Source organism: Burkholderia sp. MS455, assembly GCF_016899445.1.
GTDB lineage: Bacteria > Pseudomonadota > Gammaproteobacteria > Burkholderiales > Burkholderiaceae > Burkholderia > Burkholderia pyrrocinia_C.
This window is the reverse complement of the sequence record NZ_CP041777.1, coordinates 626,887-652,658: the sequence shown is the minus strand read 5'-3', so window position 1 is coordinate 652,658 and position 25,772 is coordinate 626,887. Positions and strand designations below refer to the sequence as shown.

Sequence of the window (25,772 nt, the reverse complement as noted above, 5' to 3'; positions counted from 1 at the left end):
TTCGAGCGAATCGTCGATGAAAATCCTGCCGACACATTATCGGCGCGCGGCCATGTCATGGCGATGTCCCGTGGCCCCAACGTGCCGCGCCGTGCCGTGCCGTGCCGCGACGAGTCAGGCGGCGCTGGTACAATCGCGCGATGCGCGGGGCCGGACTTTTCCGCGCCGTACGCGCCCCCAACCCTCGTCGATTCCAGGTATGGCAACACCGGACGCCGTCAGTTCCAGTCAATCGTGGTGGGGCGTATGGGCCCTGGCACTCACCGCCTTCATCTTCAATACCACCGAGTTCGTCCCCGTCGCGCTGCTCGGCGCGATCGGCGACAGCCTGCACATGCAGCCGACCGACGTCGGCCTGATGCTGACGATCTATGCGTGGGCCGTCGCCGTCGTGTCGCTGCCGCTGACGCTGGTCACGCGCCATGTCGAGCGCCGCAGGCTGCTGGTCTGGGCGCTGGTGGCGTTCATCGTCAGCCATATCGTCACCGGTATCGCGTGGAATTTCGCGGTGCTGATGGCCGGCCGGCTGGGCATAGCGTGTGCGCACGCGGTGTTCTGGTCGATTTCCGTCCCGCTCGCCGTGCGGCTCGCGCCGAGCGACCGGAAAAGCCGCGCGCTCAGCATGCTGGCGATGGGCACGTCGATCGCGATGGTCGCCGGCATTCCGCTCGGGCGCGTGATCGGCGAGGCGTTCGGCTGGCGCGTCACGTTCCTGATCATCGCGGGCGCGGCGGGCATTGCGTTGCTGCTGCTGCGCGCGACGTTGCCGGAACTTCCGAGCCAGGGCGCCGGATCCGTCGGCAGCATCGGCGTGTTTCTGCGCAAGCCGGCGCTGGTGGCACTGTACGCGATCACCGTGCTCGTCGTGTCCGCGCATTTCACGTCGTACACGTATATCGAGCCCTTCGTCCAGAGCGTGAACCACGCGAGCAGCAGCCGGATCACGTATGTGCTGATCCTGTTCGGCATCGCCGGCATGCCGGCCGCGATCTGCTTCAATCGCGTCTATCCGCACCGGCCGGACGATTTCCTGCTGGCGTCGATCGTTGCGTTGTCGGGATGCCTGCTGATCCTGTTCCCGTGTGCGCTGAACATCGTCACGCTGTCCGTGCATACGCTGGTCTGGGGCGGGGCGATCGTCTGTTTCGGCCTCGCGATGCAGGCATGGGTGCTGAAGCTGGCGCCGGAGGGGACCGACCTGGCCGTGTCGATCTTCTCGGGCCTGTACAACGTCGGCATCGGTGCCGGCGCGCTGCTCGGCAACCATATCGCGGGCGACTTCGGGCTGCCGTGGGTCGGCACCTTCGGCGGCGTGGTCGGCGCGTTCGCGGTCGGGCTCGCGTGGCTCGCGTTGCGTCTTCACGCGAAACGGGCGATGGCGGAGCCGACACCGACCGCCGGCGTGCAGTGAAGTGAAGGCGGCAGCGGCCCGATGCATTTGCTTCCCGCGCGAACCGGGATGCGCGAACCGACAGCGCGCGGTCATTTCGCGCTGTCGGTCCGGTTACGCGACGATGAGCCGCCACGGAATTCAGGTTCGCGCTTCAGGTGTCATGCAATCGAATAGCCGCCGTCGGCCACGAGCGCATGCCCCGACACATAGCTGGAATCGTCCGATGCGAGGAACGCGACGATCGTCGCCATTTCCTCGGCGGCCCCCCACCGTCCTGCCGGTGTCGCTGCGGCAAAGCCCTGCCGTGCATCGTCCGACGGCCAGATGCCGCGATGATGGAACGGCGTTTCGATCAGCCCGGGGCACAGTGCGTTGACGCGGACGCCTCGCTTGAACCACTCGATCGAAGCCGTCTTCGTCATCCCGATCACCGCGTGCTTGCTCGCGATATAGACCGACGCATTCTCGAAGCCGATGAGCCCGCCCATCGACGCGTTGTTGATGATGCTGCCCGAGCCCTGACGCAGCATGATTTCGGCCGCGTACTTCATCGAATTGAACACGCCGCGCACGTTCGGTTCGAACACCATGTCGAACCGTTCGGCATCCTGCTCGAGCAGCGGCGCGAACATGCCTTCCGTGCCGGCATTGTTGAACGCGATGTCGAGGCGTCCGTAGGTCGATACCGTGAAATCGAAGAGCGTGCGGAGCGCGTCTTCATTCGCGACGTCCGCAACGAAGGCCTTCGCTTCGCCGCCGGCGGCCGTGATTTCCTCGACCAGTCGATCCAGTTCGGTCTTGCGCCGTGCGGAAACGACGACCTTCGCGCCGCGCCGCGCGAGTTCGATCGCGGATGCGCGGCCAATGCCGGAACTCGCACCCGTCACCAGTGCGATGCGGCCCTCGAGTTGAGCCGGATATGTGCTTGCGTTCATGACGAGATTCCCCAGAGTGGTTGACCATTCACGTCGAAACGACGTCTGACGCTCATTGTGGTCGTTCGCCGGTCGCAAAAAAATGGAACAATGGCGCATTCAGAATTCCTGTTTTGGGAATTAGAATCGCTTCTTCGCGAGCGTCAAAAGGGTTCCTCATGCTCAACCGGCTCGACATCCTGAAGATCTTTTCCGCGGCGGCCGCGGCGCCCACGTTCCGCGAGGCGGCCGCGCGGCTCGGTGTGTCGCCGCAGGTCGTGACGCGCGCGGTGCGCGAACTGGAAGAGATGCTGGGCGAAACCCTGTTTCATCGGACGACCCGCAGTATCCGGATTACCGCCTTCGGGCAGTCGTTTGCGCTTGAAGCGCAGGCGGCGCTTTCTGCCGTCGACGGGCTGTTCGGGCCCGCGAACGCTCAGGTCGACGAGCCGGTCGGCGTCGTCAGGATCACGGCCCCGTCAGGCATGGGGCGTCATTATGTCCAGCCGATCCTGACCGATCTCACGCAGCGGTATCCGGGTCTCGTGCCCGACCTGAGGCTGTCGGATGTGCCTTCGCCGGTGGTCGACGAACAGATCGACATCGGCGTGCGGGTCGGGGCGATCGGAGATAACCGCTTTGTCGCGCGAATGGTCGGGCCGTTGCCGATGTGGGTCGTTGGCGCCCCGTCGCTGATCAAACGGCTGGGCGAGCCGAAAAACCTCAAGGCACTCGAATCGATGCCGGTGACGTGCCTGATCGACCGCGCGAGCGGTCGGGCGTGGCCGTGGATTTTTCGCGGGGAGCAGCAATTCAAGCCCGCGTCGCCGGCCTACCTGACCGACGACGCCGAGGCTGAGATCGAGGCCGTGTGCGCAGGGCTGGGATTCGGCCAGTGCTCGGAATATCTCGTCCGGCCGACCATCAAGAAGGGGCGCCTGGTGCGGTTGCTGTCGAGCCTCGAACCCGAGCCGTGGAAGTTGCACGTCTATCGGCCGCGGCGTGGCCCGATGCCCCGTCGCATCCGGGTGGTGTACGACGAACTGGTGGCGAAGCTGGCGCAGGCAACGTGGCGAGGATAGGCGGCACCGCCGGGTCGAGTCGGCGTACCGACCGGGTAGTAAAGGCGGTCGCGTCATGCTCCGGGTGCGGACCTGACGACGTCCGTCTCCACGCGCCGGAAGGCATGTGGAAAGCCGACATATTGCGGCATCGCCATGGGGCAGACGCACCCGCGTCGGTGCCCGATGATCGACTGGAGACCCTGCATGCCGATACCCCGGATTGAAACGCGCGACGCCATGGGCGATCCCGATGTCGTTTATGTGAACCCGGATCATGTGCTCTGGATGTCGCTGCCGAGCGCCGCGCAGCGGCGGCCGGACAGCATGGCCATCCGCGTGGACGACCGCGTCAAGGGCGGCACGCTGCTGATGGCCGATCATCCGCCGGCTACCCAGCTCCTGCATGACCTCGGCCCGTTCGTGACGGTGACGCTGGCGAACCCGTCGTCCGACTATCCGAACGGTCTCGCGCATATTTGTGCGCCTGCGATCGTCAAGATCGCGACGGACGAGCACGACAAGCCGCTGGCCGTTCGGACGCTTGGCCGGGTCCATGTCCAGGACGGCTCGGCTTTCAAGGTCAAGGATTACGCCGGCGTGGCCGCGCAATGGCAGGCGTCGGTCGCGGCGGCTGGCCGCTGACCGGATATTCACCGCTTGCGGGACGACGCAGCGGCCTGTCATGCCGCTGCCGCCCGGCCGGCTTTTCCCTCAGGAAAACCCTTGCTTCCCCGCGACGACCGCTGATTTCCGCGGTCGCTACTCGCCTGCAAGCGGCCACGGCGCAACGCTCGACCGTCCGCCTCCCGCATCCGTTCTCATCCCGCTCCAGCAAGGCTCTGCGCATCAATAACTAGCCAAAACAGGTATGGTGCATCGCACTAAAACGTGAATATTCCCGGATTTCAATACCTGTCAGGTATTGAAATCTGCAACTAAAAGTATTGGACGGTGAATTTGCCCGGCGCGTATAAATCCGTCCCATGAACTCCCCACAAGCAGCGCGCCCCATGTCCACCGTCACCATCGAACGCATCGAAACCCGTCTCGTCGACCTGCCGACGATCCGCCCGCACAAGCTGTCGGTCGCGACGATGCACGGCCAGACGCTGATGCTCGTGAAGGTGTTCTGCAGCGACGGCGTGACGGGCATCGGCGAAGGCACCACGATCGCCGGCATGGCGTACGGCCCGGAAAGCCCCGAGGCGATGAAGCTCGCGATCGACACGTACCTTGCACCGGCGATCGTCGGCAAGGACGCGACGCGCATCCAGACGCTGATGGCGTTCGTCGGCAAGCTCGCGAAGGTCAACCACTTCGCGAAGAGCGCGCTCGAAACCGCGCTGCTCGACGCGCACGGCAAGCGGCTCGGCGTGTCGGTCGGCGAACTGCTCGGCGGGCGCCGGCGCGACCGCCTGCCGGTTGCATGGACGCTCGCTTCGGGCGAAACGGCCACCGACATCGCCGAAGCCGAACGGATGCTCGACCTGCGCCGCCACAACGTGTTCAAGCTGAAGATCGGCGCGAAGTCGCCGGACGCGGATATCCGGCACGTGGCCGAGATCAAGCGGGCCGTCGGCGATCGCGCGTCGGTGCGCGTCGACGTGAACATGGCGTGGAGCGAAACGCAGGCCGCGCGCGCGATTCCGGCGCTGGCCGATGCCGGCTGCGAGCTGGTCGAGCAGCCGGTCGCGTCGGCCGCGGCGCTCGCGCGCCTGATGCGCCGCTTCCCGGTCGCGCTGATGGCCGATGAAATCCTGCAGGGCCCCGACAGCGCATTCGACATCGCGAAGCATCACGGCGCGGACGTATTCGCGATCAAGATCGAACAGAGCGGTGGGCTGTTCGCGGCACAACGCGTGGCCGCGATCGCGGACGCGGCCGGCATCGAGCTGTACGGCGGCACGATGCTCGAAGGCGCGTTCGGCACGGTCGCTTCCGCGCACCTGTTCGCGAGTTTCGCGAACCTGCAGTGGGGCACCGAACTGTTCGGGCCGCTGCTGATCACCGAAGAGATCCTGACGCAGCCGCTGGATTACAGCGATTTCGAACTGACCGTGCCGGACGGCCCCGGTCTCGGCATCGAACTCGACGAGGAAAAGGTCAGGCGTTTCACTCGCGACGGGCTGACGAAAGTCGCGCGGTAGCCCGAGTCACGCAAAGCCGTCATTCCCCCAAATACACGTGGAGACACCATCATGAGCGTCAAAGTTTTCGATGCCCGGGAAGTGCAGGATCTGCTGAAGGCCGCGTCGAACGCCGGCGGCAACGGCGGTAGCGCGCGCACGCAGCAGATCGTGCTGCGCCTGCTCGGCGACCTGTTCAAGGCGGTCGACGATCTCGACATCACACCCGACGAAGTGTGGGCCGGCGTCAACTACCTGAACAAGCTTGGTCAGGATGGCGAAGCAGCGCTGCTCGCGGCCGGTCTCGGCCTCGAGAAGTATCTCGACATCCGGATGGACGCCGAGGACAAGGCGGTCGGCCTCGACGGCGGCACGCCGCGCACGATCGAAGGTCCGCTGTATGTGGCGGGCGCGCCGGTGCGCGACGGCGTATCGAAGATCGACCTCGACGCGGACGAAGGCGCGGGCCCGCTCGTGATCCACGGCACGGTGACCGGCCTCGACGGCAAGCCGGTAGCGGGCGCGGTGGTCGAATGCTGGCACGCGAACTCGAAGGGCTTCTACTCGCACTTCGACCCGACCGGCGCGCAGACCGAATTCAACCTGCGCGGCGCGGTGAGGACGGGTGCCGACGGCAAGTACGAATTCCGCACGCTGATGCCGGTCGGCTACGGCTGCCCGCCGCAGGGCGCGACCCAGCAACTGCTGAACGGCCTCGGCCGCCACGGCAACCGCCCGGCGCACGTGCACTTCTTCGTCGACAGCAACGGCCACCGCAAGCTGACGACGCAGTTCAACATCGCCGGCGATCCGCTGATCTGGGACGACTTCGCGTATGCGACGCGCGAGGAACTGATCCCGCCGGTGGTCGACAAGACCGGCGGCGCGGCACTCGGCATGAAGGCCGATGCGTACCAGGACATCGAGTTCAACTTCGTGCTGACGCCGCTGGTGCAGGGCAAGGACAACCAGATCGTCCACCGCCTGCGCGCAGCCGCGACGGCCTGACCGCCCGCCGGCGCGGCGCGCATGCGCCGCCGCCGGCCGGGTCCCCCAGAGATTCAACCGATACCGATGCGAGCGTGCGTTGCAGGACGCGGCACGCGCATCGGAGGAGCCAACATGTCCGCCACCCTCGACCAATCCAACGAACTGGATCACCTGCTTGCCACCGCCGTGCAGGATGACAAGGAGGCCGGCGTATTCCGCTGCCGCCGCGACATCTTCACCAATGCCGAGCTGTACGAGCTCGAGATGAAGCACATCTTCGAGAGCAACTGGGTGTATCTGGCGCACGAAAGCCAGATCCCGCACAACAACGACTACTACACGACGTGGATCGGACGTCAGCCGGTGGTCGTCACGCGCGACAAGGCCGGCGAGCTGCACGCGGTGATCAATGCGTGCGCACACAAGGGTGCGATGCTGTGCCGCCGCAAGCACGGCAACAAGGGCAGCTTCACGTGCCCGTTCCACGGCTGGACGTTCTCGAACACCGGCAAGCTGCTGAAGGTGAAGGACGAGAAGACGACCGAGTATCCGGTGCAGTTCAACACGAACGGGTCGCACGACCTGAAGAAGGTCGCGCGCTTCGCGAACTATCGCGGCTTCCTGTTCGGGAGCCTCAGCGCCGACGTGCTGCCGCTCGAGGACTACCTCGGCGAAACGCGCGTGATCATCGACCAGATCGTCGATCAGGCGCCGAACGGGCTCGAAGTGCTGCGCGGCAACTCGTCCTACATCTACGAAGGCAACTGGAAGATGCAGATGGAGAACGGTTGCGACGGCTACCACGTCAGCACCGTGCACTGGAACTACGCGGCGACCATGGGCCGCCGCAAGGAAGACGGCACCAAGGCCGTCGACGCGAACAGCTGGAGCAAGTCGGTCGCGGGCGTGTACGGCTTCGACAACGGCCACATCCTGCTGTGGACGAAAACGATGAACCCGGAAGTGCGGCCCGTGTACCAGCACCGTGAAGAGATCAAGGCGCGCGTCGGCGACGTGCAGGCCGATTTCATCGTCAACCAGACGCGCAACCTGTGCGTGTATCCGAACGTGTTCCTGATGGACCAGTTCAGCACGCAGATCCGCGTCGTGCGGCCGCTCGGCGTCGACAAGACCGAAGTCACGATCTTCTGTTTCGCGCCGAAGGGCGAGAGCGAAGCCGACCGCACGCTCCGCATTCGCCAGTACGAGGATTTCTTCAACGTGACGGGCATGGGTACCGCCGACGATCTCGAGGAGTTCCGCGCATGCCAGGCAGGCTACGCGGGCATCACGGCGATGTGGAACGACCTGTCTCGCGGCGCGCCGCTGTGGGTCGACGGCCCGGACGAGAACGCGAGGAAGATGGGGCTGAACCCGCGCATTTCGGGCGAGCGCAGCGAGGACGAAGGGCTGTTCGTGTGCCAGCACGAACACTGGGCGCAGGTGATGCGCGATGCGCTGAAGAAGGAACGCGGGGAGGTGGCGGCATGAACTTCGATTACCGGACTATCTGCGCCGCGTTGTATCGCGAAGCGCGCCTGCTCGACGATCGCCAGTGGGACGAGTGGCTGACCTGCTACGCGGAAGACGTCACGTACTGGATGCCCGCGTGGGACGACGACGATCGGCCGACCGACGACCACCAGAGCCAGATCTCGCTGATGTACTACCCGGATCGCGGCGGCCTCGAGGATCGCGTGTTCCGGATCAAGACCGAGCGCAGCGGCGCGTCGACGCCCGAGCCGCGTACCAGCCACAACGTGACGAACGTCGAGGTGCTGGCCGAACGCGACGACGAGGTCGACGTGCGCTACAACTTTCACACGCTGAACCATCGTTACCGCGTGACCGATCACTTCTTCGGCACGATGTTCGTCACGTTGCGCAAGGCGGGCGACGCGTGGCTGATCTCGTACAAGAAGATCGTGCTGAAGAACGACTACATCCGGCAGGTGCTCGACGTCTATCACGTCTGACGCCGTTGTTTTGTCAAGAAGGGAAGTGGAGGTGATGCCATGTCCAGCTACAAGATTGCACTGAATTTCGAGGACGGGGTGACCCGCTTCATCGACTGCAAGGCCGGCGAGAAAGTCCTCGACGCGGCTTTCCGCGCGAAGATCAACTTGCCGATGGACTGTTCCGACGGCGTGTGCGGCACCTGCAAATGCCGCGCCGAAAGCGGCAGCTACGACCTCGGCGACGACTACATCGACGACGCGCTCACTGAAGACGAAAAGGACGGCGGCCTCGTGCTGACCTGCCAGATGGTGCCGCAAAGCGATTGCGTGATCGCGGTGCCGACGTCGTCGGTCGCGTGCAAGACCGGCCACAGCGGGTTCGCCGCGACGGTGACCAAGGTCGAGCAGCACAACGATGCGGCCGTCGTGCTCGAACTCGACGTCGGCGCGGCCGCGCCCGTGTTCCTGCCGGGCCAGTACGTGAACATCGACGTGCCCGCGAGCGGCCAGCACCGTTCCTATTCGTTCTCGTCGGCGCCGGCCGATGCGAAGGTCAGCTTCCTGATCAAGAAGATTCCCGGCGGCGTGATGAGCACGTGGCTCGAATCGGCGCGGCCGGGCGACAAGCTGGAACTGCACGGGCCGCTCGGCAGCTTCTACCTGCGCGACGTGCAGCGGCCGCTGCTGTTCCTCGCGGGCGGCACGGGCCTCGCGCCGTTCCTGTCGATGCTCGAGGTGCTGGCGCGTACCGGTTCGCGGCAGAAGGTGCACCTGATCTACGGCGTGACGCGCGATCTCGATCTCGTGCTGGTCGACGCGATCGAAGCGTATGCGGCGAAACTGCCGAACTTCAGCTTCGCGACCGTCGTCGCGGACGCCGGGTCGGGCCATCCGCGCAAGGGCTGGGTCACGCAGCACATTCCGGCCGATGCGCTGAACGACGGCGACGTCGACGTCTATCTGTGCGGGCCGCCGCCGATGGTCGACGCGGTGCGCACGTACTTCGACGACGAAGGCGTGAAGCCGAACAGCTTCCACTACGAGAAGTTCACCCCCAACGTCACGGCAAAGGCGGCATGATCATGCAACGATTCTCGGGCAAGGTCGTCGTCGTTACCGGCGCGGCGCAGGGCATCGGCCGCGGCGTCGCGCTGCGCGCGGCGGCCGAAGGCGGCAAGGTGCTGTTCGTCGATCGCGCGGATTTCGTCGCCGAGGTGGCGGCCGAAGCGACGGGCGGCGAGACGGCCGGATTCGTCGCGGATCTCGAAACCTACGAAGGCGCGCACGCGGCGATCGCGTGTGCGGTGCAGACGTTCGGCGGCATCGACATCCTGATCAACGGCGTCGGCGGCGCGATTCGGATGCGCCCGTTCGCCGAATTCGAGCCGGCGCAGATCGACGCGGAGATCCGCCGCTCGCTGATGCCGACGCTCTACACGTGCCACGCGGCGCTGCCGCACCTGCTTGCGCGCGGCGGCGGCACGATCGTCAACATCTCGTCGAACGCGACGCGCGGGATTCGCCGCGTGCCGTATTCGGCGGCGAAAGGCGGCGTCAATGCGCTGACGCAGGCGCTCGCGATGGAATACGCGGAGCACGACATCCGCGTCGTCGCGACCGCGCCGGGCGGCACCAGCGCGCCGCCGCGCCGCGTGCCGCGCAATGCGGCCGGCGACAGCGAGCAGGAACAGGCGTGGATGAGCGAAGCCGTGCGGCAGGTGACCGATTCGACGTTCTTCAAGCGTTACGGCAGCCTCGACGAGCAGATCGCGCCGATCCTGTTCCTGGCATCCGACGAGGCGAGCTACATCACCGGCACGGTGCTGCCGGTCGCGGGCGGCGATACGGGCTGAGCGGTGCGCCGCTTGCCATTATTCATCGACAATCAACCGGCCGGCGCCGAGACGCCGGCCACGGAGACATTCATGCGTGATCGCAAAGCCATCGTTCCGGCGGGAATGGAAGCGGTGTACGAAAAAATCGGCTACGCGCCGGGCCTGCAGGTCGGCGATACGCTTTACGTGTCCGGCCAGATCGGCCGCGACGCGGCGATGCAACTGGTCGACGGCCGCGAAGCGCAGATCGTGCAGGCGTTCGAGAACCTGAAACGTGTGCTGGACGCGGCCGGCGCATCGTTCAACGATGTGGTCGACCTGACGACGTTCCATACCGACATGCGCGACCTGCCGCTGTTCATGCAGGTTCGCGACCGTTACATCGATGCGCACCCGAAGCCGGCGTGGACGGCGGTCGGCGCACACATGCTGGGCGGGTCGCCCGGTTATATCGTCGAGATCAAGGCGGTGGCGGTGCTGCAACGGTGATCGCCGATGCCGATTGCGATGTCGGGCATGTCCTTCAAGGCCGTTTCATTGCCAACCGCATTACGCGAGCCGGAATTTCTTTCTCAGGCTCGCATCGACAGGGCCGGCCGGCATGAAGCGCCGCAACTTGCGCAAAAGCGATGCCTCTCCGTTCGGCGTGCGCCGCATGCGCCATGCACCGAGCGCCGCTTCGACAATGGTGGCGGCCACGCCGTCGGGCTCGGGCGCGGTTTTCACGCTGTCGACGACCGCGCGCGATGCAAGCGTTCGCTCGCGGTCGTAATCGGCGATCGGCGCGCTTGCTTGCGGCGCATTGACGTCCAGGTTGGTCCGCGTAAACGACGGTTCGACCAGCGTCGCGCGAATACCGAACTGGCGCACTTCGTGATCCAGCGTTTCGGTCAGCCCCTCCACCGCGTGCTTGGACGCCGCATAGAGTCCCATGTATGGCGCCGGCAAAAAGCCGAGCACCGAGCTGACATTGACGATCCGTCCGCGCCGTTGTGCCCGCATGTGCGGAAGTACGGCCTGGGTCGTACGCAGGATGCTGAACACGTTGGTGTCGAACAACGCCGTTGCTTCCGTCACGGAGGTTTCCTCCACCGCGCCGATCAGGCTTGTTCCCGCATTGTTGACGAGCACGTCGATACGCCCGGCGCGATCGACGATCGTTCGAATACCTGATTGAACGGACGCATCGTCGCGAACGTCCATCTCGATCAGCTCGACGCCGGCGACGGGTGCCGTTTTCGCGATGCTGCGCACGGTGCCGAACACGCGGCACCCGCGTTTGGCGAACTTCTCTGCGGCGGCGCGCCCGATACCCGACGACACCCCGGTCACGAGTACAACGGTGGAATTCGACATGCTGTTTCCTTCGATATGGTGAATGGAGGGGGTGTCAATCGCGCGCGTCGAGCGCATGCTGGAGCACGGGCTCGGCAGGCGCATGTCGGCCATCGCGCGAACCGGCGGTATGGCCGGGCCGGATCCTGAACCAGATCGCGTACATGGCCGGCAGGAACACCAGCGTGAGGACCGTCCCGGCGAACGTGCCACCGATCAGCGTGTACGCGAGCGTTCCCCAGAACACCGAATGGGTCAGCGGGATGAACGCGAGCACCGCCGCCATGGCCGTGAGAATCACCGGGCGCGCGCGCTGCACGGTGGCCTCGACGACCGCATGGAACGGATCGAGGCCCGCCTGTTCGTTCTGATGGATCTGCCCGATCAGAATCAGCGTGTTGCGCATCAGGATGCCCGACAGCGCGATGAGGCCGACCAGCGCGTTGATGCCGAACGGCTGCCCGAACAGGATCAGCGTCGGCACCACGCCGATCAGCCCGAGCGGGCTCGTCAGGAACACCATCACCATCGCGGAGATCGAGCGCACCTGGAAGATGATGATGATCAGCGTGACCGCGAGCATGATCGGGAACAGCGGCAGCATCGCAGTCGTCGCCTTGCCCGATTCCTCGATGGAGCCGGCCTGCTCGATCCGATAACCGCTCGGCAGTTTCGCGATGATCGGCTGAAGCTGCTTGGTGATCGCTGTCGAGACATCCGGTGGTTGCAGACCCTCGGCGATATCGCCGCGCACCGTGATCGTGGGAACGCGATCGCGCCAGCGCATGATCGGCTCCTCCATCCGCACGTCGACCTTGCCGACCTGCGACAGCGGAATGCGCTGCCCGTTCGCGCCGGCGAGCGTGAAGTCGCCTAGGCGGGCCGGGTCGAGCCGCGCATCGCCGGCCGAGCGCGCGACGACCTGCACGGTCCGAATATCCTCGCGCACGGCAGTGACCGGCACGCCGGTGAGCAGGAACTGCAGTTGCTGCGCGACGGCGCTGGACGTCAGCCCCACCGCCTGCAAGCGATCCTGCTGCAACGTGAAGTGCAGCGTCGGCGCACGCGTGCCCCAGTCGGCATTGACCGTGCGCATCATCGGGCTGCCTGCCATCAAGTGCTGAACCTCGACTGCGATATCACGCAGCTTGTCCGGATCGGGGCCCGTGATCCGGTAGGCTACCGGGAACGGCGAATACGGGCCGAACACGAGTTGCGTGACGCGCACCCGTGCTTCGGGTGCAAGACCGTCGGCGATCGTCCGCCGCAGTCGCGCCTTCAGCGCATCGCGTTCCTCCTGACTGTCCGTGCGAATCACGATCTTCGCGAACGACGGATCGGGCAGTTCCGGTCCCATTGCCAGGAAAAAGCGTGGCGCACCCTGGCCGACATAGGCGGTAACGATCCTCGCTTCCTTTTGCTTGGCGAGCCATGCCTCGACCTTTGCCGTCGCGGCGCTCGTTTGCGTGATCGAAGTGCCGTACGGCATCTGCACTTCGACCAGCACTTCGGGTCGATCGGAGATCGGGAAGAACTGCTTCTTGACGACCGCCATGCCGAGAATGGCCAGCACGAACAGGCCGACGACCGACCCGGCGACCAGCCATTTGCGCGCGATCACGCGTGCGAGCACCTGGCGGAAACGGTTGTAGCGGGGCGTGTCGTAGATCGCGTCGTGACCGCCGTCGACCTTCTTGAAGTCCGGTAGCATCTTCACGCCGAGGTACGGCGTGAAGACCACCGCGACGATCCACGATGCGATCAGCGCGATTCCCACGATCCAGAACATGTTGCTGGTGTATTCGCCGGCGGTGGAGCGTGCGAAGCCGTTCGGCATGAAGCCGACCGCGGTCACCAGCGTGCCGGCCAGCATCGGCGCGGCCGTATGGCTCCACGCATAGGCCGACGCGGCCACGCGGCCGTAGCCTTCCTCCATCTTCACGACCATCATTTCGATCGCGATGATCGCGTCGTCCACCAGCAGCCCCAGCGCGAGGATCAGCGAGCCGAGCGTGATGCGGTCGAAGTTCTTGCCGGTCGCGGCCATCACGACGAACACGACGGCCAGCGTCAGCGGCACGGCCGCGGCGACGACGAGGCCCACGCGCCAGCCCATGCTGACGAAGCTCACCAGCATGACCACCAGCAGCGCGGCGAAGAACTTGACCATGAACTCGTCGACGGCCGAGCTGATGTTCACGGCCTGATCGGTGACCTTGGTGAGGCTCATGCCGAGCGGCAGCGCGCCATTGATCGCGCCGACTTCGCTGTCCAGCGCGTGGCCGAGATCGAGCCCGTTCCAGCCGTCGCGCATCACGATGCCCAGCAGCAGCGCGGGTTCGCCGTTGTTGCGGATCATGAACGTCGCCGGATCTTCATAACCGCGCTCGACGGTGGCGATGTCCGACAGTTTCAGCGTGCGGCCCTGCGAGACGATCGGCGTGTCGCGAATCTTCTGCAGCTTGTCGAACGCGCCGTCCAGCCGAATGAAGATCTCCGGCCCGCGGGTCTCGACGGAGCCGGCGGGCGTCAGCGCATTCTGGCCGTTGAGCGCGGCGAACACGTCCTGCGGGCTGACGCCGAGCGTCGCGAGCCGGTCGTGCGACAACTGCACGTAGATGCGTTCGGCCTGCTCGCCGACGATGTTGACCTTCTTCACGCCCGGCACATGCAGCAGCCGCTGGCGCAGCGTTTCCGCATCGCGCACCAGCAGGCGCTGCTGTTCGCCCTTCGCCTTCAGCGCGAACAGCGCAAAGGTGACGTCCGCGTATTCGTCGTTGACCAGCGGCCCGATCACGCCGGCCGGAAGGTTGCTCGCCTCGTCGCCGATCTTTTTCCGCGCCTGATAGAACTGCTCCTGCACTTCCGACGGGGGCGTGCTGTCGAGCAAGGTCAGCGTCGTGAACGCGAGGCCGGGCCGCGTATAGGTTTCGGTCCGGTCGTACCAGCGCAGCTCCTGCATGCGCTTCTCGATCTTTTCGGCAACCTGGTCGTGCATTTCCTGCGCGGTGGCGCCCGGCCATGCGGTGACGATCGTCATCACCTTGACCGTGAACGCCGGGTCTTCCGCGCGGCCGAGCTTGAAGAACGAAACGAGCCCGGCCAGCGAGATCAGGCAGATCAGGAACAGCGTGATCGCGCGCTCGCGCACGGCGAGCGCCGACAGATTGAATCGACCTTCGCTCACGGCCGTGCTCCCTCGTTGGCCGCCGCGACGGTCTGGCCGGACATCCGGACCTGTGCGCCTTCATGCAGCAACTGCGCGCCGAGCGCGACGACCCGGTCCCCTTGCTTCAATGCGCCGGACACGCGGGCGCTGTCGTCGTCCAGACGCTCGACCGCGACCGGCCGCCACGCCACCCTGGCCGGCTCTCCCGCGACCACCCACACGCCGGGCCCTTTGCCGGCGTCGAGCAGCGCGCCGATCGGCACCTGCTGGCCGCCCGCCAGCGTCGCACGCGCGTCGGGGATCTCGATCGTGACGGTCGTGCCCAATGGGGCGTCGGCCAGCGCGCCTTGCAGCACATAGCGCGCTTCGAAGGTGCGCGTGCGGATATCCGCGGTATCGGAGAGCTGGCGCAGCGTCGCGGGAACGCTCACGCCCGGCTTGCCGAACAGCTCGGCTTGCGCGGCCGAGCCGATGGCGGGGCGCAGGGTTTCCGGCAGCTGGATCACGGCTTCCCGGCTACCGGCGTGGGCGATGCGTACCACCGGCTGGCCCGCGCTGACGACCTGGCCCGGCTCCGCCAGCGTTTCCATGACGACGCCGTCGCCGTCCGCGACGAGCTGCGCATAGCCGGTCGCATTGCGCGCGACGTCGGCGTCGGCCGCGGCAGCGCTCAGCTGCGCTTTCGCGGCATCGGCCGCCGCCTTGACCTGGTCATACGCCGATGCCGAGATTGCGCCGGTGCCGCGCAGGTCGCGGTAGCGGGCTTCGTCCTCGGCAGTCTGCCGCGCGCGTGCCCGCGCGGCCGCGACGGCCTCGTCGCGTGCGCGCGCCGCGAGTTTCAGGTCGACGGGATCGATCCGCATCAGCGGCTGGCCGCGCCTGACGGTTTGCCCGGCGTCCACGAGCCGCTCGAGCACCTTGCCGGACACGCGAAACCCGAGGTCGCTCTGCACGCGGGCGGCGACGGTGCCGGTAAACGAGCGGGACGCGGGAGCCGCTGCCTGCACGATGGCGGTACGCACGAGCGGCGCCTCCGTGCGCGGATCGGAAGGCGCTTTTCCGCTGCAAGCGACTAGCGCAAAGGGCAGTGCGGAAGCGAGTGCGGAGAGAGCGAGGCGACGCCGAAGCATGAAAGTCCCATTGGCGAAGTGATCAGGACTTTCATTGTGGTTCTAGTGACCAAATTAGTCAATAGTCACAAACGGTGCCGCATCACGGCGACAGGCTGCGAAGCACGAGGCTGGACAGTTGGGCGGGCGCGACGTCGGTCGTGTCGAGGTTGTACTGCAACAGCAGCGGATTGAGATACGGCCGCATGACCAGGTAGATCGCCATCGCGGTTTCATCGAGCGGCGTCTTGCGCTCGAAGTCGCCGCTTTGGCGGCCTTCCTGCAGCACGTCCTGCAGCAGCGTCTGCACGCGCGCTTCGTACGCCTGCACCGACTGCCAGTTCCCGGTGGCGGCCGATGCGGCGATGTCGTACAGCTTCCGATCGCGGAAAAACAGCCGGAGGCTCGCTTCGGTAAAGACCCGGAACATCCGCCGCAGCTTTTCGGTCGGCAGGCCGGCGTCGGCCACGGCCGCCCGGACATCGGTTTCGATCTGGTGCAGGCAGTTCGCGCAGATCATTTCGCCGATCGCCTGCTTCGACTCGAAGAACTTGTAGATATATGCCTTCGAAAAGCCGATGGACTTGGCGAGATCGGACACGGTCGTTTTTTCATAGCCGTACCGGCTGAAGTGCTCGGTGGCGGCGGCCACGATCTGATCCCGTACGTCGTGGTCGGCCGGACCGCGTGCGGGGATCGGGGAAGGGGCGTCTTTTTTCATGGGCTGCGGGCTGACAGGAATGGACAACGAGTGACCATTTGGTATTATAGTCACTACCGGATTCTTGCGAAGACCCTCATGCTACCCAAACCCATCGTTGCCGCGGTTCTTGCCGCTGCTCTGTCGGCCGGCTGCGCCGTCGGGCCCGACTACGTGCAGCCGGATCCGGCCATGCCGGAGCGGTTCCAGGGCCAGGCCGCCGTGGAGCAGCGGCACGCGGCCGCCGAAGCCGAACTCGCGACGTGGTGGACGGGTTTCGGCGATCCGCAATTGACGCAGTTCGTCACGCTCGCGCTCGCGCAGAACCTCGATCTTGCGCAGGCCGCGGCTCGCGTCGCGCAGGCCCGCGCGGCGCTAGGGTCGGCGAACGCCGCGCTGTTGCCGTCCGGCAATGTCAGCGGCCAGGCCGCGCGCGTTTACCAGTCTGTCGAGACCCCGTTGGGACGGGTATTGAATTCGACGCCCGGTTTCGACCGTTACGGCAACGACTATGAGGCCAATTTCAGCGCGAGCTGGGAACTCGACGTGTTCGGCGGCCTGCGCCGCGGCCGGGAAGCGGCGCTTGCCGACTATCGGGCCTCGGAAGCGGGGGCGGTGGCGACGCGGCTGGCCGTCGCGGCGCAGACCGCGGACATTTACATCGTCATTCGCGGGTTGCAGGGCCGCCTGAAGGTCGCGCGGCGCCAGGTGCAGACGCAGCAGGATCTGCTGTCGACCATCAATCTGTTGTATGGAAAAGGTCTGGCGGCGGAGCTTCAGGTCAGGCAGGCCGAAGGCGCGCTGGCCCAGGTTCGCGCATCTGTCCCGGTGCTGGAAGCGGCGCTGGACGCGTCGATGAATGCGCTCGATGTGATGCTCGGTTCGCAGCCCGGCACGCATCGGGCCGAACTTCTGGACGACGGTGATATCCCGGTTGCTCCGCAGATCGCGACGATGGGATCCCCGCGAGAGCTGCTCAGGCGCCGGCCCGACCTGCTCGTGGCCGAGCGTCGCGTCGCGGCGTCGAACGCGCGCATCGGTGTGGCCATTGCCGAGTATTACCCGAAGTTCTCGCTGAGCGGGCTGATCGGCAGCGCAACGACAATCGGCGCGGGCAACCTGTTTTCCGGCGGCGCGAATCAGGCTGCCGGCGTGCTCGGCTTGCGCTGGCGTCTGTTCGACTTCGGCCGGATCAATGCGCAGATCGCGCAGGCAAAAGGACAGGAGGCCGAAATGCTGGCCGCCTACCGGCTCGCCGCGCTGCACGCCACCGAGGACGTCGAAAACGCGTTCTCGGCGCTCGTCAAGCGCGAGGAGCAGGCTACCGTTCTGGCCGACGGAGTGAACTCGCTCGGCAGGGCGCGGGCGGCATCGTTTGCGGCCTACCAGAAAGGCGTCGTCAGTCTGATCGAGGTCTTGCAGGCCGATGAAAGCTTGCTGCGTGCCTCCGATGAGCGCGTGCAGGCGCAAACAGAATCGGCACGAGCAGCGGTTGCCGCGTTCAAGGCACTCGGTGGCGGCTGGCAACCTGGCGCATCCGAAGCGGTCGCCACTCGATAGCGGCCGTATATGCCGGGGAGTTGCCGGGAACGCGGCTCTTGTTCCTTGCCGGGATGAGGACTTTGCCGCAGCGCTACCGCGATAGCGCCCACTATGTCATCTGTGCCGTGCGTGGCACTGCGCGGCGAGGCGACCGGGCATGCGACCTGCTCCTGGGTGTGCAGCGCTTGCATACGGGACCGAACCCCGGGCATGCGTCGCGATCCGACATTCATATCCGGGAGGCGCCATGCAAGAATCGAACGATCCTTCCCGCGTCCGGCAGGACGCGGGCGGCGAACTCAGAGCCGGCGTCGCAGCGGCGTACCGGCCGGCGCGCCATCCCGTCACGCGCCTCTTCGAACGCTTCGCGTCGCACGTGACCGTGTGGGCCGGTTCGCCGGTCGCGTTCGGCAGCGCGGTCGCCGTCACGGTGATGTGGCTCTTCACCGGGCCGCTCTTTCACTATTCGGATGCGTGGCAGCTCGTCATCAATACCGGGACGACGATCATTACGTTCCTGATGGTGTTCCTGCTTCAACGCAACCAGAACCGCGACAGCGTCGCGCTGCATCTGAAGCTCGACGAGCTTCTCGCGGTCACGCACGCGGCGAGCGACCGGCTGATCGGGATCGAGGACGCATCGGAGGAAGAATTGCGCGCACTCGCGCAGACCTACCTCGACATGGCGAAGCGGGCAGCCGAGCGGGAAGGCGAGCCGGCCGGCAATCCGCCCGAATCGTGACGGGGAGAATGGGGGCGCGGTACGGCTGCGGAACGACCGGCACGAGAGCTGCGGACGTTTTTTCAACCGGTTGTCATTTCTGTTGCGGCATCGCAGATCGCAACGCATCCGCGCGGTGAATGCCGGTTGCGCGTCGGTTGCAGTCGGCGTGTTCGTGCGGGGAAAAGGCGCGCTGCAGACGACCGATCTCTGCCTGTCGTGCAAGGCGCCGGGCGGAGGATGGCAGACCGGCGGCGCGCAAGGGGCGACACGCGCGCGCTAGCCGGTGGTTAGCCGATCGACGCGTGCGCTGGTGCGCCGCACATGTGGCACGCGACGCAACGCGACGGCACGCATTCGGCGTTATTCCCAGGCGTGCTTGCTGAACTGATAGCCCTTGCCGCGGATCGTTTTGATTCGCTTCGGTTCGAGCGCGTCGTCACGCAGTTTGCGGCGCAGCTTCGAGATGTGACAGTCGACCGTGCGATCGAGGCCGTCGAACTCGATGCGGCGTAGCAGCAGCGTCAGGTCTTCCCGGCTGACCACCTCGCCGGCGCGGCTGGCAAGGGCCCACAGCAGGTCGAATTCGGTCGAGGTAAGGCGAGGCGCGCTACCGTCCGGAAGAAGAACCTTCCGATCCGTCCGGTCGATCGAAAACTGGCCGAACGCGAATCGCTGGGGCGATTCGGGCGTGCGGCCGGCCGGACGTATGCGTAGCCGTCGCAACTGGGCCTTGATCCGCGCGAGCAGGATGCGTGGCTCGATCGGCTTGTGGAGAAAGTCGTCTGCCCCGAGCTCCAGGCCGAGCAACTCGTCGAACTTTTCGTCGCGTGCCGTCACCATGATGACGATGCCGTCATATTGCGTGCGTGCCTCGCGGCAAATCTCGAAGCCGTCCTTGCCCGGCAGGTTGATGTCGAGAAGCACGAGGTCGGGGCAACTCGCGACGATCGTGGATACGGCGTCGGTACCGTCGAACAGCGTGTCCACCTTGTACTGATGCTTGCGCAGATAGTCTGCGATCAGCGCGGACAAATGGACGTCGTCTTCGACGAGCAGGATTCGGATGGGCATCGGTAAACGAGGGGGGCAATGCGGGAAAATGGCGGGCGGTCAGGCCCAGTCCGAACGCGTGGTAACCGAAGCGAGGTGCATGATACTGCGCAACATTCCGATGGAATGTGATGAAATCTGCATCGTTCGTTGAGCACATCTGCACGGAAATCATCACCGGCTTGCGGAAAAGCGAACGAATGACGATGTGGAATCGTGTCGGCGGCGAACGGCTCGATATTCGGATGAAAAGAGTCTGAGCGATATCCGGCGCGTAGCCGGCGGGAAACCCTGACGAGGCGTCGTTCGGGAGAAAACGTTTGCGGAAAACCGTTTGCGCGAACGCCGCTTGCGCCGGCCGATGCGACGCCCCGTAAAGGTTGCTCGACATATCATTACAAAATATTACGCACGTTGCGGCGCATGGTTCCCTACAATCCTCGCAACTGACGGACGTGCATGCCTTGCAGCGGTTTCCGCTCTGTCGTCAAAGGGCTTGCAGCGACGAAGGCGGTGACCGATCACGCGGTTGCCCGCATTCGGCGCGCCACAGGGCATTGAACGCATGTGGAGGTGTTGACGTCGCACGGGCCTTCGAGGGGCAAGCATCCGGACCGTACGATGTATTGACAGGAGTGCGAAATGGAACCGCTGCAAGTCATCCAGAATCTCGATGTGCTCACGAATGCGATCGAAGTCGCGGTCGCCCGGGCTGACTGGAGCGAGGCCGTCCGGGCCGCGGAAACACGTTCAAGGTTTGTGATTGCGCTTGCGCCCGATCAACCGGACGAGGTTCGCGCGGCGATCGGGAGAATGCAGGAGATCGATGTCAGGATCTCCACCGTCGCCCGGGAAACGTTCGAGGCACTCATCGCCGAGGGCTGGATTGCGTTGTACGAAACGGGGCCGGCGACGCAGGTGTTGGCGGCGCAGCCGCTATCGCCCGGGGCGGATGCGATGGCATCCCGGTCCCCTTCTTTTCCCGCATGAGCGTCACTACCCGGGCGCCCATGCTCAATACGTGGACAGATCTTTGGAAGTGCCTGTCACGGGTTAACGTTTCGGTGGCGGTATGCGATTTCGAAAACGCACCAATTATGTCGATGCAACACGGTGGTTCGCCGATGGCGACCATGATCGAGTGGAGAACCGTGAAGGCATGTGGGCGGTCGCCACGCCGGAGGGTTGGCGTTCGGTGAAGCCTGGCGACTGGATATTGCTCGACGAGCGCGGCAACTGCTGGCCGATGGACGACAGGCTCTTTGCGAATTTCTACGAACCGGTTGCGGAGTGAGTGCGGCTGAAGCACACGCGCCGCAAGCGGATGCGGCACGCCCGCGATAGCGGGTGCGCCGTCGTGCTTACCGGCTCGCGCGTGAAAACAGCAACGAATCGGTGTCGTTGAACCTGATGCGCACCGGATCGCCATAACCGGCTTTCTCCGCGACGCGGATCGACGCGACGTTGGTCGGCGCAATCAGACACACGCTGCGTTCGAACCGCTGCTGCGCATCGAGCCACGCGAGCGCGGCCGCGAGCGCCTCGGTCGCGTAGCCCTTGCCGTGCGCCCACGTCGCCAGCGCCCAGCCGGCTTCCGGCACACCGCGAATCGACGGCTCGACGAGCCGGTGGAAATCGGCGAAGCCGAGATCGCCGACGTAACGGCCCGACGCCTTTTCGCGAATCGCCCAGTAGCCGTAGCCCAGCAGCGGCCACAGTCCGCGATACGCGAGCAGGCGCATCCACGAGTCGCGCGGCGCGGACGGCTCGCCGTTGAAGATGTGCGCGACGACGTCCGGCTCGGTCCACATCGCGGCGAGCGCGTCGAAGTCGCCGAGCGGATGGCCCTCGAGGACGAGGCGCGGCGTGTCGAGGACGGGCGGGGAGGCGACGGGCGGCGGGACGTTCGACGTCATCGGGCATTCCATGGGCACGAAGGGGGAAGGCGCGCGGGCCGGCCGCGCGAACGTGCCGGTACGATACCGCGGAATCCGCCCGCGCGGCCGCTACTTCAGGCTTTTCAGGAAGGACCGTCCTGCGGACGTGATCGAAATGCCGGAACGGCCGTGCGGCGGATGGCTAGCGAAGCCCGCACCGACGAGTTCCCGCGCGATCGACCAGCCGAGCGCCGGCGCATCCCGGCCGTAGCGAACGTCGGCGAGGCGTTCGAGTGCCCAGACGGCGGACGCCGACAGATTGGGGGCGTTTGACGTGTGTTGGTCGCTCATGACTTCCTCCGGGAATGGGTGTGCGGTGTGGATCGCGGCAGCGCGGCTGCGGAATGCGGCGGCGGGCATTCCGTCATCGGGCGCGTGTCTCGCGGCGTGAGCGCATCGGCAGCAGCAGGTCGACGCGCGACGGGGCGGAGGGCGGCACGCGGGTCAGCCCTCCTGCAGCAACGGCAGCAGCGCCTGAAGCGCCGCTTCCTCATCGGGCCCGGCGGCCAGCACCTGGGCGGACGTGCCGCCGCGCAACTCCAGCGACGCGATCGCGGCGTCGTTTTTCGCGTTGCCGCGGCACCCGTTCACGATCAGCACGATGTCGCTTTCGAAGCGGCGTGCCGCCGCGACGACCGCGTCCCTGGCCGCGCCCGCGCGGGTCCGGTTCCACGCGGCGCCGATTTGAAGGTAGACGACGGTTGCCACGTTTTTTTACGAAAGCCTCTGGTTGAGTCGTCGGGGGCCGTGCGCGGCGCCAAGCCCGCAGTGCGCGAGAAACGCGCGAAACGCGGTTTCCCACGCGGCGTCGCGCAAGTCGATGTCGATGCCGGCGAGTCGTTCCATTTCCGGGTTGACGAACACGGCGCGCAGCGATCGAGGCGGCACGCCGCGCGCGAAGCAATGGTCGTCGGCATCGAGCAGCAGGTGCGGATGGCGCCGGAACCGCACGCAGGCGACCGAGATCGGGTCCGTCACGTGCCGGGCCGATTCCGCCGGATACACGAAAGCCAGGTGGATCTCGGCCGCCGCGAGCTGAGCGCCGACGTCGTGGAAGCGATGAATCAGCTGGAAGCCGCGTTCGACGCCGCGCCCGACGCCCACGACGACGATCGGCCGGTTTTCCGTGATTTCCCGAAGCGTAACGGGGCGCCGATCGGGCCGCAGCAGTGCACCATCCAGCTCGAACATGTCGACATCCTCAGCGAAACCGCCTGCAAGTCCGATGAACGGCGGAAAGCGAGGATTATAGTACAGCGATGAAGAACATGTGTATTGTATTATAATGCCGTGTGCAGCAAATGCTGCACACGCCCGTTTTTTCGACTCGAACCTTACCCGATGGATGCTGCAATGAACGCCGCCCCTGCCTGCCCGCAATGCGCGATGGAAAACACCTACCCGGACGGCACGCTCTACGTGTGCCCGGACTGCGGTCACGAATGGTCGGCGACGGCCGGTGCCGAAGCCGGCGATGAAGCGGCCGGCGACGTCGTCAGGGACGCGAACGGCAATGTGCTGTCGGACGGCGATTCGGTCGTGCTGATCAAGGACCTGCGCGTGAAGGGCTCGTCGATCACGCTGAAGATGGGCACCAAGGTCAAGAGCATCCGGATCGTCGGCGGCGATCACGAAGTCGACTGCAAGACGGACGCCGGCGGCTTCATGCTGAAGGCCTGTTTCCTGAAGAAGGTGTGATTGCGCGCGTGCGCCGCCGCGGCGGCGCTTCGTTCGCGCGGCCGGCCGCCCGTGCTTCGGGCGGCTTCGACTGTTTGACTACCCGGGCATAACAAGCATGGCAGAGGATCGAACCTCCTACGATGCGTTCGTCAGATTCCTGTCGACGCCGTTGCGCGATGGCCGGCCGTTCGTGCTGGAGACGCGCCATGCGGTGTCGCTGCACTTCGATCATCTCGCCACGCAGAGCTTCATGTCGCTGAAGAATCCGGCCGCGCTCGCGCTCGGCTATACGCGCGTGATGATGGGCTTCCTGCTGCTGCAGCCCGCGCCCGCGCGCATCTGCATGCTCGGGCTCGGCGGCGGCTCGTTGGCGAAATACTGCCACCGGCATCTGCCCGATACGGCGATCGATGCGGTCGAGATCAATCCCGAGGTGATCGCGCTGCGCGACGTGTTCAGGATTCCTGCGGACGATGCGCGCTTCAGGGTGGTGTGTGCCGACGGCGCGGACTACATGACGGAGGCGGACGTGCGCACGGACGTGATCCTGCACGACGCGTTCGTCGCCGAAGGCATGCCGGGCCGGTGCACGAGCGCCGCCTTCTTCGCGACGTGCCGCGAGCGGCTGAACGACGCGGGTGTGCTCGCGATCAACTTCACCGACGACGATCCGGCGCTGCCGCTGTACCTCGAGCGGCTGCGCGCCGTGTTCGGTGCGTCGTATGCGCTGGTCCCGTGCGGTGACGACAACAACTTCATCGCGTTCGCATGGAAGGGCGGCGATCGCTTGCCGTCGTTGCGCATCCTGCTCGAGCGCGCGCTTCAGTTCGCCGTTGCCGGCGAACTGAAGCTGGCTTCCACGGCCCGGCGGCTGAAGAGCGGCGCGGGCATCGATCCGGCGCGGCTGGTCTGGCGCGAGCAAGCGCCCGGGCGCTGGGAAATCGGGGCTTGACCCGCGGTTACTTCATGCGCTTGCCGAGCGGGCTCTTGGTCTTGTAGGTCACGCCGTGATGCTCGAGATACTCGCGGATCAACTGACGTACGACTTGCGACGGCGTGAGATCCTGCGCCGCGCAGAGCATCTCGAATGCTTCCTTCTTGGCGGGATCGATCAGGACGGTCAGGCGGGCGGTTTTCGTTTCCATTGCGCGGACAGGTCGGCGGATATGTTAATCAAATTATAATACATCTGCTTTCGGCGTCACGGCCGAAACGGGTTGTCCGGCCGGTTGCCGTGCGGTCCGGTCATCCATCCGGACGGCCCGCCGGGATGCGCCCGCACGGGTCGGGTTTTGCGCCGGCTCAGGGCCGGCGATCGAGCCGGCAGAACCAGGTCAGCACGTCGTCGGCCACGGGCACGATCGCGAGCATGACGAGCATGCCGGCGAGCGGTACCGTCGACACGTAGCCGACATACTTGAAGCCGATCGCGCCGGCCAGGCCGCCGACGAAGAACGACGCCAGCATCGTGGCGTGAATCCTCAGCTTCGCGCGGTTGGCGACAACCGCATGCATGTCCACGTCAATGGCCGAGCGGTTCCAGTAAAACAGCTTGCCCAGTTCGATGCCGAGGTCGGTCACGATGCCGGTCATGTGCGTCGTGCGGATCTCCGCGCCCGACAGCTTCGTGATCATCGCGTTTTGCAGCCCCATGATGAAGCACAGCAGGATCACGGTCACGGGCACGAAGAACGCCTCCCACAGCGCGAGGTGGCTGCCGAGCAGCCCGAACAGCAGGAGCAGCACGGCCTCGACCAGCAGCGGCAGCACGTACTGGCTGTGCAGGCCGCGGCGGCGCCCCCAGTTGACGAGCACCGCCGAGCAGCCGGCGCCGACGAGAAACGACGCCAGCGAACTGATGCCGGCCAGCGCGAGCGGTATGTCGCCGAGCGCCGCCTGGTCGGCGATCGCCGACACGATGCCGCTCATGTGCGACGTGTATTGCCTGACCGCAAGGAAGCCGCCCGCGTTGGTCGCGCCGGCGACGAACGCGAGCGAAAAGCCGAGCTGGCGGTTCGCGGTTGCGCTGCGGTGTTTACCCGTCAGGCTTCGAAAGTACTGCGCTGGCATAGGGGCTTCGCTCAATCGCCGGGATCGCGGGCGCGGACATGGCCGGACGGCGCCCTTCGGGCCGAACGGGCGGCCCGCGAAGGCGCCGGCTTCCTCGAATCATGTGGCTTGTATGATAATGCCATTATCATATCCTGTTAGCCAGCTTTGGCTTTCGATGCAATAATGCAAGTGGA

Annotated in this window: 28 protein-coding genes; 16 read left to right on the top strand and 12 right to left on the bottom strand. The window is 65.8% G+C overall.

Going from position 1 to position 25,772, the window contains the following annotated elements:
• Positions 1–199: 199 nt before the first annotated feature.
• Positions 200–1,411, top strand: coding sequence for a sugar transporter (locus FPJ27_RS02595; protein ID WP_204420750.1), 1,212 nt, complete (start codon positions 200–202; stop codon positions 1,409–1,411).
• Positions 1,412–1,551: 140 nt separating this feature from the next.
• Here the strand turns inward: FPJ27_RS02595 and FPJ27_RS02590 are convergent, their stop codons facing one another.
• The gene (locus FPJ27_RS02590) at positions 1,552–2,328 is read right to left on the bottom strand and encodes a glucose 1-dehydrogenase (RefSeq protein WP_204420749.1); all 777 of its coding nucleotides are present in this window, start codon (positions 2,326–2,328) and stop codon (positions 1,552–1,554) included.
• 158 nt (positions 2,329–2,486) lie between these two features.
• On the opposite strand from FPJ27_RS02590, the gene FPJ27_RS02585 reads away from it, so the two are divergent.
• From FPJ27_RS02585 to FPJ27_RS02545, 9 genes are all read left to right on the top strand, one after another.
• Positions 2,487–3,389 carry a LysR family transcriptional regulator gene (locus tag FPJ27_RS02585; RefSeq protein ID WP_204420748.1) on the top strand — a complete coding sequence of 301 codons (903 nt, stop codon included), beginning with the start codon at positions 2,487–2,489 and terminating at the stop codon, positions 3,387–3,389.
• Between the two features lie 186 nt (positions 3,390–3,575).
• Positions 3,576–4,013 (top strand): hypothetical protein, encoded by a 438-nt coding sequence (locus FPJ27_RS02580; protein ID WP_143155706.1) that lies wholly within the window; start codon positions 3,576–3,578, stop codon positions 4,011–4,013.
• A 368-nt stretch (positions 4,014–4,381) separates the two neighbouring features.
• Positions 4,382–5,518: a muconate/chloromuconate family cycloisomerase gene (locus FPJ27_RS02575; protein ID WP_204420747.1), complete on the top strand. Its 1,137-nt coding sequence runs from the start codon at positions 4,382–4,384 to the stop codon at positions 5,516–5,518.
• A 51-nt stretch (positions 5,519–5,569) separates the two neighbouring features.
• The gene (catA, locus tag FPJ27_RS02570; protein WP_204420746.1) at positions 5,570–6,505 is read left to right on the top strand and encodes a catechol 1,2-dioxygenase; all 936 of its coding nucleotides are present in this window, start codon (positions 5,570–5,572) and stop codon (positions 6,503–6,505) included.
• A gap of 114 nt (positions 6,506–6,619) precedes the next feature.
• Positions 6,620–7,978, top strand: coding sequence for a Rieske 2Fe-2S domain-containing protein (locus FPJ27_RS02565; RefSeq protein WP_204420745.1), 1,359 nt, complete (start codon positions 6,620–6,622; stop codon positions 7,976–7,978).
• Entirely contained in the window at positions 7,975–8,463 is a 489-nt protein-coding gene (gene benB, locus FPJ27_RS02560) for a benzoate 1,2-dioxygenase small subunit (protein ID WP_072437880.1), read from the top strand. Before FPJ27_RS02565 ends, benB begins: the two co-directional genes overlap by 4 nt.
• Positions 8,464–8,502: 39 nt before the next feature.
• On the top strand, positions 8,503–9,525 hold the full coding sequence (gene benC, locus FPJ27_RS02555; RefSeq protein WP_072437881.1) for a benzoate 1,2-dioxygenase electron transfer component BenC: 1,023 nt from the start codon (positions 8,503–8,505) through the stop codon (positions 9,523–9,525).
• Positions 9,522–10,298, top strand: coding sequence for a benzoate diol dehydrogenase BenD (benD, locus tag FPJ27_RS02550; protein WP_204420744.1), 777 nt, complete (start codon positions 9,522–9,524; stop codon positions 10,296–10,298). Before benC ends, benD begins: the two co-directional genes overlap by 4 nt.
• Before the next feature lie 72 nt (positions 10,299–10,370).
• On the top strand, positions 10,371–10,769 hold the full coding sequence (locus FPJ27_RS02545) for a RidA family protein (RefSeq protein WP_072437883.1): 399 nt from the start codon (positions 10,371–10,373) through the stop codon (positions 10,767–10,769).
• Positions 10,770–10,829: 60 nt separating this feature from the next.
• On the opposite strand, the gene FPJ27_RS02540 is transcribed toward FPJ27_RS02545, so the two are convergent.
• From FPJ27_RS02540 to FPJ27_RS02525, 4 genes are all read right to left on the bottom strand, one after another.
• Positions 10,830–11,636 carry an oxidoreductase gene (locus FPJ27_RS02540; protein WP_072437887.1) on the bottom strand — a complete coding sequence of 269 codons (807 nt, stop codon included), beginning with the start codon at positions 11,634–11,636 and terminating at the stop codon, positions 10,830–10,832.
• A 34-nt stretch (positions 11,637–11,670) separates the two neighbouring features.
• Positions 11,671–14,802 (bottom strand): efflux RND transporter permease subunit, encoded by a 3,132-nt coding sequence (locus FPJ27_RS02535; protein WP_204420743.1) that lies wholly within the window; start codon positions 14,800–14,802, stop codon positions 11,671–11,673.
• Positions 14,799–15,914, bottom strand: a complete 1,116-nt coding sequence (locus tag FPJ27_RS02530) for an efflux RND transporter periplasmic adaptor subunit (RefSeq protein ID WP_204420742.1) — start codon at positions 15,912–15,914, stop codon at positions 14,799–14,801. The genes FPJ27_RS02535 and FPJ27_RS02530 overlap by 4 nt, the downstream gene beginning before the upstream one ends.
• Before the next feature lie 82 nt (positions 15,915–15,996).
• Entirely contained in the window at positions 15,997–16,614 is a 618-nt protein-coding gene (locus tag FPJ27_RS02525) for a TetR/AcrR family transcriptional regulator (RefSeq protein WP_072437890.1), read from the bottom strand.
• A 78-nt stretch (positions 16,615–16,692) separates the two neighbouring features.
• Here FPJ27_RS02525 and FPJ27_RS02520 point away from each other — a divergent pair, with 78 nt between their 5' ends.
• Positions 16,693–18,153 carry a TolC family protein gene (locus FPJ27_RS02520; protein ID WP_204420741.1) on the top strand — a complete coding sequence of 487 codons (1,461 nt, stop codon included), beginning with the start codon at positions 16,693–16,695 and terminating at the stop codon, positions 18,151–18,153.
• A 229-nt stretch (positions 18,154–18,382) separates the two neighbouring features.
• Entirely contained in the window at positions 18,383–18,877 is a 495-nt protein-coding gene (locus tag FPJ27_RS02515) for a low affinity iron permease family protein (RefSeq protein ID WP_072437892.1), read from the top strand.
• A 342-nt stretch (positions 18,878–19,219) separates the two neighbouring features.
• On the opposite strand, the gene FPJ27_RS02510 is transcribed toward FPJ27_RS02515, so the two are convergent.
• On the bottom strand, positions 19,220–19,930 hold the full coding sequence (locus FPJ27_RS02510) for a response regulator (RefSeq protein ID WP_204420740.1): 711 nt from the start codon (positions 19,928–19,930) through the stop codon (positions 19,220–19,222).
• A gap of 621 nt (positions 19,931–20,551) precedes the next feature.
• On the opposite strand from FPJ27_RS02510, the gene FPJ27_RS02505 reads away from it, so the two are divergent.
• Together FPJ27_RS02505 and FPJ27_RS02500 are read left to right on the top strand one after the other, a co-directional pair.
• On the top strand, positions 20,552–20,899 hold the full coding sequence (locus tag FPJ27_RS02505) for a hypothetical protein (RefSeq protein ID WP_072437908.1): 348 nt from the start codon (positions 20,552–20,554) through the stop codon (positions 20,897–20,899).
• 82 nt (positions 20,900–20,981) lie between these two features.
• Positions 20,982–21,203: a hypothetical protein gene (locus FPJ27_RS02500; protein WP_204420739.1), complete on the top strand. Its 222-nt coding sequence runs from the start codon at positions 20,982–20,984 to the stop codon at positions 21,201–21,203.
• Positions 21,204–21,270: 67 nt separating this feature from the next.
• Here the strand turns inward: FPJ27_RS02500 and FPJ27_RS02495 are convergent, their stop codons facing one another.
• The 4 genes from FPJ27_RS02495 to FPJ27_RS02480 form a co-directional block, all read right to left on the bottom strand.
• Positions 21,271–21,825, bottom strand: a complete 555-nt coding sequence (locus FPJ27_RS02495; protein ID WP_235212566.1) for a GNAT family N-acetyltransferase — start codon at positions 21,823–21,825, stop codon at positions 21,271–21,273.
• Between the two features lie 90 nt (positions 21,826–21,915).
• On the bottom strand, positions 21,916–22,137 hold the full coding sequence (locus FPJ27_RS02490) for a hypothetical protein (protein ID WP_072437911.1): 222 nt from the start codon (positions 22,135–22,137) through the stop codon (positions 21,916–21,918).
• Positions 22,138–22,290: 153 nt separating this feature from the next.
• Positions 22,291–22,554 carry an HPr family phosphocarrier protein gene (locus tag FPJ27_RS02485; RefSeq protein WP_204420738.1) on the bottom strand — a complete coding sequence of 88 codons (264 nt, stop codon included), beginning with the start codon at positions 22,552–22,554 and terminating at the stop codon, positions 22,291–22,293.
• 6 nt (positions 22,555–22,560) lie between these two features.
• Positions 22,561–23,037: a hypothetical protein gene (locus FPJ27_RS02480; protein WP_204420737.1), complete on the bottom strand. Its 477-nt coding sequence runs from the start codon at positions 23,035–23,037 to the stop codon at positions 22,561–22,563.
• A 162-nt stretch (positions 23,038–23,199) separates the two neighbouring features.
• Between FPJ27_RS02480 and FPJ27_RS02475 the strand changes: the two genes are divergently transcribed.
• Positions 23,200–23,544 (top strand): zinc ribbon domain-containing protein YjdM, encoded by a 345-nt coding sequence (locus tag FPJ27_RS02475; RefSeq protein WP_034184663.1) that lies wholly within the window; start codon positions 23,200–23,202, stop codon positions 23,542–23,544.
• A gap of 97 nt (positions 23,545–23,641) precedes the next feature.
• The gene (locus FPJ27_RS02470) at positions 23,642–24,478 is read left to right on the top strand and encodes a fused MFS/spermidine synthase (RefSeq protein WP_204420736.1); all 837 of its coding nucleotides are present in this window, start codon (positions 23,642–23,644) and stop codon (positions 24,476–24,478) included.
• Between the two features lie 7 nt (positions 24,479–24,485).
• Here the strand turns inward: FPJ27_RS02470 and FPJ27_RS02465 are convergent, their stop codons facing one another.
• Positions 24,486–24,671, bottom strand: coding sequence for a ribbon-helix-helix protein, CopG family (locus FPJ27_RS02465; protein WP_034184418.1), 186 nt, complete (start codon positions 24,669–24,671; stop codon positions 24,486–24,488).
• A 157-nt stretch (positions 24,672–24,828) separates the two neighbouring features.
• Complete coding sequence (locus FPJ27_RS02460; RefSeq protein WP_072437915.1) at positions 24,829–25,596, bottom strand: YoaK family protein; 768 nt, start codon at positions 25,594–25,596, stop codon at positions 24,829–24,831.
• Positions 25,597–25,772 lie beyond the last annotated feature (176 nt).

Coding starts and splice junctions, on each gene's coding strand:
- FPJ27_RS02595 (WP_204420750.1), top strand. CDS start 200: ATGGCAACACCGGACGCCGTCAGTTCCAGTCAATCGTGGTGGGGCGTA.
- FPJ27_RS02590 (WP_204420749.1), bottom strand. CDS start 2,328: ATGAACGCAAGCACATATCCGGCTCAACTCGAGGGCCGCATCGCACTG.
- FPJ27_RS02585 (WP_204420748.1), top strand. CDS start 2,487: ATGCTCAACCGGCTCGACATCCTGAAGATCTTTTCCGCGGCGGCCGCG.
- FPJ27_RS02580 (WP_143155706.1), top strand. CDS start 3,576: ATGCCGATACCCCGGATTGAAACGCGCGACGCCATGGGCGATCCCGAT.
- FPJ27_RS02575 (WP_204420747.1), top strand. CDS start 4,382: ATGTCCACCGTCACCATCGAACGCATCGAAACCCGTCTCGTCGACCTG.
- catA (WP_204420746.1), top strand. CDS start 5,570: ATGAGCGTCAAAGTTTTCGATGCCCGGGAAGTGCAGGATCTGCTGAAG.
- FPJ27_RS02565 (WP_204420745.1), top strand. CDS start 6,620: ATGTCCGCCACCCTCGACCAATCCAACGAACTGGATCACCTGCTTGCC.
- benB (WP_072437880.1), top strand. CDS start 7,975: ATGAACTTCGATTACCGGACTATCTGCGCCGCGTTGTATCGCGAAGCG.
- benC (WP_072437881.1), top strand. CDS start 8,503: ATGTCCAGCTACAAGATTGCACTGAATTTCGAGGACGGGGTGACCCGC.
- benD (WP_204420744.1), top strand. CDS start 9,522: ATGATCATGCAACGATTCTCGGGCAAGGTCGTCGTCGTTACCGGCGCG.
- FPJ27_RS02545 (WP_072437883.1), top strand. CDS start 10,371: ATGCGTGATCGCAAAGCCATCGTTCCGGCGGGAATGGAAGCGGTGTAC.
- FPJ27_RS02540 (WP_072437887.1), bottom strand. CDS start 11,636: ATGTCGAATTCCACCGTTGTACTCGTGACCGGGGTGTCGTCGGGTATC.
- FPJ27_RS02530 (WP_204420742.1), bottom strand. CDS start 15,914: ATGCTTCGGCGTCGCCTCGCTCTCTCCGCACTCGCTTCCGCACTGCCC.
- FPJ27_RS02525 (WP_072437890.1), bottom strand. CDS start 16,614: ATGAAAAAAGACGCCCCTTCCCCGATCCCCGCACGCGGTCCGGCCGAC.
- FPJ27_RS02520 (WP_204420741.1), top strand. CDS start 16,693: ATGCTACCCAAACCCATCGTTGCCGCGGTTCTTGCCGCTGCTCTGTCG.
- FPJ27_RS02515 (WP_072437892.1), top strand. CDS start 18,383: ATGCAAGAATCGAACGATCCTTCCCGCGTCCGGCAGGACGCGGGCGGC.
- FPJ27_RS02510 (WP_204420740.1), bottom strand. CDS start 19,930: ATGCCCATCCGAATCCTGCTCGTCGAAGACGACGTCCATTTGTCCGCG.
- FPJ27_RS02505 (WP_072437908.1), top strand. CDS start 20,552: ATGGAACCGCTGCAAGTCATCCAGAATCTCGATGTGCTCACGAATGCG.
- FPJ27_RS02500 (WP_204420739.1), top strand. CDS start 20,982: ATGCGATTTCGAAAACGCACCAATTATGTCGATGCAACACGGTGGTTC.
- FPJ27_RS02495 (WP_235212566.1), bottom strand. CDS start 21,825: ATGACGTCGAACGTCCCGCCGCCCGTCGCCTCCCCGCCCGTCCTCGAC.
- FPJ27_RS02490 (WP_072437911.1), bottom strand. CDS start 22,137: ATGAGCGACCAACACACGTCAAACGCCCCCAATCTGTCGGCGTCCGCC.
- FPJ27_RS02480 (WP_204420737.1), bottom strand. CDS start 23,037: ATGTTCGAGCTGGATGGTGCACTGCTGCGGCCCGATCGGCGCCCCGTT.
- FPJ27_RS02475 (WP_034184663.1), top strand. CDS start 23,200: ATGAACGCCGCCCCTGCCTGCCCGCAATGCGCGATGGAAAACACCTAC.
- FPJ27_RS02470 (WP_204420736.1), top strand. CDS start 23,642: ATGGCAGAGGATCGAACCTCCTACGATGCGTTCGTCAGATTCCTGTCG.
- FPJ27_RS02465 (WP_034184418.1), bottom strand. CDS start 24,671: ATGGAAACGAAAACCGCCCGCCTGACCGTCCTGATCGATCCCGCCAAG.
- FPJ27_RS02460 (WP_072437915.1), bottom strand. CDS start 25,596: ATGCCAGCGCAGTACTTTCGAAGCCTGACGGGTAAACACCGCAGCGCA.